The following is a 6,924-nucleotide window of genomic DNA, read 5'->3' as shown; positions in this document are numbered from 1 at the left end:
TGCATAAACTGATGGCTCCTTAATTTATCGTTAACTCTCTCAGCAAAGGTAAAAACTATATAAATCTTGTAAAAGATGAGGCAGACCGAATGATTACATTAAATTATGGAGATTTACAGTAGAGTATCTGCGCGATACTAAAAACGTTAAACAATTTCTCTATGCCTTTTCTCCGGATGCTCCAAGCCCGAGGACTGAACAAGAGTATTTTTACGGGTATCCGGGCGATGATTATGTAGACTTTTTAGGGGCAGATATTTATAATGGCGTAAATGCAACTACCATGAGCCGTAATATGCAATTGCTGACAACATTGTCTACCAAAAAGAAAAAGCCTTGTGGTGTTACAGAAACAGGCATAGAAGGAATCCGGCTGAATGGAAACGCAGTGACAGATTATTGGACAAAGCAGATAATCGCTCCTTACAAAACCGGAACTACTGTAAGCATGGTTGTAATGTGGCGCAACAAATATGATCCGAACGGAGAAGGGTCTCATTACTATTCCGTATTCAATGGAGAACCGTCGTCCACCGATTTCGTGAAGATGTATAATGATAATTTATCCATTTTCTCAAAAGATCTGCCGGATATGTATACCATGGCTGAAGGTGTGAGTGTGAATTAGATAAGGCACTTAATGTATAAATTTATATTTTAAGATATGAAAAAGCTGTGTTTTAGTGTTATTATTTTTCTTATTACTGTATCGGTTTTTGCGCAATCGCAGGAGGCACAGAGTAGGATGGAGACGGGTACGTTCTATAGTAATGTCCTAAAAGCCGATCGTGATTACAATATTTTTCTGCCCAAAAGCTATTCAACAGATACAAACAAGAAGTATCCGGTTCTGTATTTGTTGCATGGACTGATGGATACAAATAGAGGCTGGACCGAACGCGGACATGTGAAAGACGTACTAGACCAATTAATAGCTTCGGGCGAAGCCTGTGAAATGATTGTCGTGACACCAAATGCAGGAGGCGATATAAATGCAGGTGTGTGGAACGGTTATTTCGACATGCCCGGGTGGAAATACGAAACCTTCTTCTTCTCTGAGTTTTTACCGTATATAGAAAAGTCATACCGTGCAATCGGAGACAAACAACACCGTGCAATAGCCGGATTGTCGATGGGTGGCGGCGGTGCAACTGCTTATGGGCAAAAACATAGTGATTTGTTTGGGTCGGTATATGCAATGAGTGCCTTAATGTCGCGCCCTGCCGTGGAAAAACCGGATGGAGATTCGAATGATAAAAGATACCTTCTTAATAAATCTGTTTACGAAAATGATTGTGTGAAATATGTTGAGGAATCGGATGATACGCGTAAAAATGAACTCCGGTCAATAAGGTGGTTTGTAGATTGTGGCGATGATGATTTCCTTTTCGATTCTAATATCAGATTTGTACAGGCAATGCATAAAGCGGGCATCCCGCTCGAATTTCGTGTGCGCAACGGAGGGCATGCTTGGGAGTACTGGCATTCAGCTCTTTATGTTTGCCTACCTTATGTGTCTCGTAATTTTGGTAAAAATTAGTGCTATCATTAATCTAACGTGAGTTCGATACAAAAAACAGCATGCAGTCAATAGTTTGCCAAAATATATGAATAAAGCTCACAACGGAAATTCATAACTGGCTGATATCTACATGCTATTATATCGAACTCACGTTAATTAGGTTACCCTACGCTTCCTTCCAGGCTTATCTGCAATAGTTTTTGGGCTTCCACCGCAAATTCCATTGGCAGGTTTTGCATCACTTCTTTTGCATATCCGTTTACAATCAGTCCTACAGCTTCTTCTGTACCTATCCCGCGCTGGTTGCAGTACAGTATTTGATCTTCGCTTATTTTCGAAGTAGTAGCCTCATGTTCTATGATTGCAGAAGGGTTGGCTATATCCGAATAGGGGAATGTATGCGCCCCGCATTTGTCGCCCAACAGCAAGCTGTCGCATTGCGAGTGATTGCGTGCTCCTTCAGCTTTAGGAGATACCTTCACTAGTCCGCGGTATGAGTTTTGGCTTTGTCCTGCCGATATACCTTTCGAGACGATGCGGCTTTTTGTATTTTTGCCAATGTGTATCATCTTTGTGCCCGTATCGGCTTGCTGGAAATTGTTGGTTACGGCTACGGAGTAAAATTCGCCGATGGAGTCGTCGCCGGCAAGTATGCACGATGGGTATTTCCATGTTACAGCCGAACCGGTTTCAACCTGCGTCCACGATATTTTTGAGCCGCGCCCCTTGCAGACCCCGCGTTTAGTCACAAAGTTGTATATACCACCTTTTCCCTCCTTGTCGCCCGGATACCAGTTTTGCACGGTAGAATATTTTACCTCTGCACGGTCGAGAGCTACTATCTCTACTATTGCCGCATGCAGCTGATTTTCGTCGCGCATAGGGGCGGTACATCCTTCCAGGTAGCTGACATACGAATCGTCGTCGGCTACTATCAGTGTACGTTCAAACTGCCCTGTATTCGCCGCATTTATACGGAAATAGGTAGATAACTCCATCGGGCATCTTACCCCTTTGGGTATGTAAACAAACGACCCGTCGCTGAACACTGCCGAATTGAGCGTAGCGAAGAAATTATCCCTGTATGGAACTACCGACCCAAGGTATTTCTTTACCAATTCGGGGTGGTCTTGCACGGCATCGCTAAACGAACAGAAGATAATGCCTTTTTCGGCCAGCACCTCTTTGAAAGTCGTTTTTACCGATACACTATCTACAACGGCATCTACTGCCATGCCTTGTACGCCAGCCAGCATCTCGCGTTCGTGAAGCGGTACGCCCAGCTTGTCGAATGTTTTAAGCAGTTCGGGGTCTACTTCTTCAAGGCTTTTTGGCCCGTCTTTTTTCTTGGGTGCTGCGAAATAGCTGATACTCTGGTAATCTATTTCGGGAATGTTGAGATGCGCCCAGTGAGGCATCTCCATTGTCAGCCAATGGCGGTATGCTTTCAACCGGAATTCGAGAAGCCATTCCGGCTCGTTCTTCTTTGCCGAAATCAACCGTACAACGTCTTCGTTCAGCCCTATGGGGATTACTTCGGTTTCGATGTCGGTAACGAAGCCGTACTTGTATTCGCCGGAGGTTACATCTTCTAAGATTTTATCTTGAGTTTCTTGCATTACTAATTGTTTTGTCGTTTATAAGCTTATAAAATCTCCATGCTTTGCAGTGGCAGATTATTCCTTTTTATACGATGCAAAGATAAGATATTCTAGTCATTTATATACATATATAAATATTTTACATCACTGATAGAACAGATGGGGCTGGCTTTTGGTTCTATAGTTGAAAATCTTAGAAAAGGTAACTCTGTTTTTTTCTCTTATAATTTGATTATATTCTTGTGCGAAAAGCCACCACAGGAATCCCTTCGGTAGAAAACAAATTCCCGATGCTGTCATCATCAAAGCAATAGCTAATATCCACTTTGGTAGTGGACTGTAGTCCATTCGTTGAAACAACCAATTTATCCCCTTCTATTTTGCCTGTAGCTTCTTTCCATATTCCGTCATCTCCCGATATCTTCAATCCTTCTATTTTACTACCTTTGATAATTAAGCCTTTCTTCACGCTGTCGAACGTAATGAATACCTTATCTCCTTTACGGTAGGCTTCCTTAAACACAGGACTTTCGTAATCGCCAACAAACTTGCCATATGTGTCATCCAATGCCAAGTACGAGAGCCGTAAGCCAGCACCTCTTTTATCCCGTGGGTGTATATCCTCTACATTACTCACCAAATATAGGGCACGATTGAAAAGTCGGACATGTGCATTTGATGTCGCTTTTATGTTGTGTTGTATATGGAGATGAGGGGCAAAAGCTAGTCGTGGGCGGAAGTAAAAATCTTCCGACCACGACTATAAAGGACACCTTCCTTATTTTTCATATATACAGCATTTCTATACGAAATATTTATCTATATAATATGCCAATAGGATGATGTGCCGATATGTCAACAGTGACTAAGAGAATAGAAAAAGTAACAATAAAAAAGTAATGAAAAAGTGTTACTTGTGTTACTTTTTAACTGTATATTGTGAATATAGGTTAAAATGATACGGGATTCAATGCGGCGTCATGTGAAAAAGTAACAGGGATACTTCTATTCATTGTTTATCCGGCTCTATAAAGGCCAGCAACTTGTCTATATAGTCGCGGTTGTTGGACAGGCGGGGTACTTTGTTCTGTCCTCCCAGCTTGCCCAGCAATTTCAGGAATTGGTTGAATGTTCCTTCGGGCAAGCTTTTAACCAGAGGCAGACCGAGAGACAGGTTGTACGAACGCTTGGCCTCGTAGTCGGAGTTGACCATTTTTAGGTTATCGTCTAAAGAGCGGATAAAGGTATCCATATCGTCCGGCTCTACGGAAAATTCGATAAGCCATTCGTGCGCCCCGGTGCTGTCATCGCCAAAGTAGACTGGTGCAGCAGTATAATCGGTAATTTGGGCACCCGTAGCCTTGCAAGCTTCGCCCAGAGCCTTTTCGGCGTTATCTATTATCACTTCTTCGCCAAAGGCATTGATAAAGTTCTTGGTACGCCCCGTGATACGGAACAGGTACGGATTGGTAGAAGTAAACTGGATGGTATCGCCTATCATGTATCGCCAAAGGCCGCCATTTGTAGAAATCAACAGGGCATAATTTTTCCCTGTTTCAACCTCTTCGAGGGTCAGTGTCTTCGGATTCGGGCTATCCCATTCGTTAGAGGGCACAAACTCGTAGTAGATATTGTTGTCGAGCATGAGCAACATATCCTTCGAATCTTTGGCATATTGAACACCGAAGAAGCCTTCCGAAGCATTGTAAGTCTCCCAGTACCACATGTCGGGCTTCCGGATTATCTTCCTGTATTGCTCTTCGAACGGAGTGAAGCTGACTCCGCCATGAAAGAAAGCTTCGAGGTTGGGCCATATATCAGTGAGTTCGCGGCCTGTATCCGCCTTTATCTTCTTTAGCAGTACCAGCAACCACGAAGGCACGCCCATGAAGGCTCTCACATCGTTTTTGACGGCATAGTCGGCCAAAGCCTGCAACTTGACTTCCCAGTCGGGCAACAACGATATACTTTCGGGCGTACGGCTTCGTTTAGCCCAGAAATAAAGGTTCTTGATAAGTATGGCTGAGATATCTCCTGTGAAGACGCCTCCTCCTATATTGTTGATCTGCTTGCTGCCTCCCAGCACGAGGGTCTTGCCGAAAAAGAACTTAGCCCTATCGTTATTATGCCCATAGATGGCAAGCATTTGTTCGCCGCATTTATAATGCCCATGCGTCAGCGATTCGCGGGTGACAGGTATATACTTGCTTTTATCTTCGGTGGTACCCGACGACATGGCAAACCATTCTACAGGCTTGTTCCATAGTACATTCTGCTGTTTGTCCTTGAGTATCTTATCGAGATATGGGCGGAGGTCTTCGTAGTGGAATATGGGGAGAGACTTTCTGAAGTCGTCTTTGTTCCCGAGCGTTGCAAACCTGTATTGTTGCCCTATAAATGTTTGTGAGCCGTTTTTGAGCAGGTAGGCAAGTATCTTCTCTTGTGTAGCAACCGGATTATTAATAAACCTGTCTATCTCTCTGTAGCGGTATTCAAAGTACTTGTGTGTAAGGCTGGTGATCATCCGATTTTGCTTATGCGTCGTAGTCTTTCTTCGTCAATTATCTTTATCTTGCGTCCATCGAGGGTAATAATATGCTCGTCGACAAATGTAGACAGGGTTCTTATAGCGTTCGATGTCGTCATGTTCGACAGGTTGGCAAGGTCTTCGCGCGAGAGGTAAATGCTTATGGTTGCACCGTCTTCTTCGAGCCCGTAGTTTTCGATCAGGAATATAAGCGATTCGGCCAATCGTCCACGGATATGTTTCTGAGTGAGGTTTACAACCCGTTCGTCAGCAATGCCCAGATCGGTAGATAGCTCCCTGATAAAGAACATGCCTAATTGGGCATTCTCGGAGACGACCTCTTCTATTATCTGCATCGGGATAAAACAGATGGTGGAAGATTCGAAAGCGGCGGCGGCGGTCACATAAGGCTGGTTGGCGAAATAGGCACGATAGCCAAAATATTGTGTAGGTCTTATCATACGGATAATCTGGCTACGCCCACCTACTCCATCTTTGTATATCTTGACCTTGCCTTTGCATAGGCACATTAAGTGCAAAGGCATCTCTTCTTCACTATAAATAATCTCATTTTTCTTAAATTCTCGTATCTCTGCTTTAAGCGAAATCAACTCTTGTTCTTTTTCACTGAGCAATCTCCATATTTCCGGGATACAGTCCTGCAAGCTTATAACACTATTAGTATTTGCCATTTATTAAGAATAGATTGAATATTATAGTATCAGAAACAAAGTTAATATTTTTTTTCATGAAATATGTTGCACAACATGCTTTTAACTTCGATAGTGTTTTTTTGTGTTTGAAGCTGCTTTTTTTTATTTTGTAATAAGCGGCTGTAAAATAGTGGCATAGGCGGGTTTTGGAGTGCCATCTCTTGGGCTTGCCTCAATTAAATTTGATTTTTTTAGGACATTTATTTGGAACGTAAATATTTTATACTACCTTTGCACTCGCTTTAGTAAAGCAAATACATGATTCCGTAGCTCAGTTGGTAGAGCACATCACTTTTAATGATGGGGTCCTGGGTTCGAGCCCCAGCGGGATCACTAGGCGAACCGAACCTTCGGGGACAGTTCAAAGCCAAAGACACAGAAAAGTCTTCTAAACTAATGTTTTAGAAGACTTTTTTTATTGACTAATCTTCCAAAGGAGACTTCGGGGCTCACCCCGGAAAGTTGGGATCTTCCCGAATTCTTGTGGATAGCGATTTATAGCCGCCTGCTTTAGCTGGCAGATACGGTGCTCGCTAAAAGGAGGGCTTTAGCCAAAATAGC

At 43.1% G+C, this 6,924-nt stretch carries 5 protein-coding genes, 1 tRNA gene and 1 pseudogene; 3 read left to right on the top strand and 4 right to left on the bottom strand.

The genetic code is table 11. The annotated features are described in order from the left end of the window. Positions 1–94: 94 nt before the first annotated feature. Both D0T57_RS14850 and D0T57_RS14845 read left to right on the top strand, forming a co-directional pair. Positions 95–628: pseudogene (locus tag D0T57_RS14850) on the top strand (glycosyl hydrolase); the annotation flags it as partial. 36 nt (positions 629–664) lie between these two features. Further along, entirely contained in the window at positions 665–1,540 is an 876-nt protein-coding gene (locus tag D0T57_RS14845) for an esterase family protein (protein WP_163274261.1), read from the top strand. 143 nt (positions 1,541–1,683) lie between these two features. On the opposite strand, the gene sufB is transcribed toward D0T57_RS14845, so the two are convergent. The 4 genes from sufB to D0T57_RS14825 form a co-directional block, all read right to left on the bottom strand. Next, positions 1,684–3,141, bottom strand: coding sequence for a Fe-S cluster assembly protein SufB (sufB, locus tag D0T57_RS14840; RefSeq protein ID WP_163274260.1), 1,458 nt, complete (start codon positions 3,139–3,141; stop codon positions 1,684–1,686). 214 nt (positions 3,142–3,355) lie between these two features. Continuing rightward, positions 3,356–3,763: a hypothetical protein gene (locus D0T57_RS14835; RefSeq protein ID WP_163274259.1), complete on the bottom strand. Its 408-nt coding sequence runs from the start codon at positions 3,761–3,763 to the stop codon at positions 3,356–3,358. 369 nt (positions 3,764–4,132) lie between these two features. Then, positions 4,133–5,647, bottom strand: a complete 1,515-nt coding sequence (locus D0T57_RS14830; RefSeq protein WP_163274258.1) for a GH3 auxin-responsive promoter family protein — start codon at positions 5,645–5,647, stop codon at positions 4,133–4,135. After that, entirely contained in the window at positions 5,644–6,342 is a 699-nt protein-coding gene (locus D0T57_RS14825) for a Crp/Fnr family transcriptional regulator (RefSeq protein WP_163274257.1), read from the bottom strand. The genes D0T57_RS14830 and D0T57_RS14825 overlap by 4 nt, the downstream gene beginning before the upstream one ends. Before the next feature lie 281 nt (positions 6,343–6,623). Here D0T57_RS14825 and D0T57_RS14820 point away from each other — a divergent pair. Continuing rightward, positions 6,624–6,696: transfer RNA gene (locus D0T57_RS14820), tRNA-Lys, on the top strand. Positions 6,697–6,924: the final 228 nt, after the last annotated feature.

The organism is Dysgonomonas sp. 511, assembly GCF_010501105.1.
GTDB lineage: Bacteria > Bacteroidota > Bacteroidia > Bacteroidales > Dysgonomonadaceae > Dysgonomonas.
Note: the sequence above shows the minus strand (reverse complement) of the source record. Positions and strands in the feature narration are given on the sequence as shown.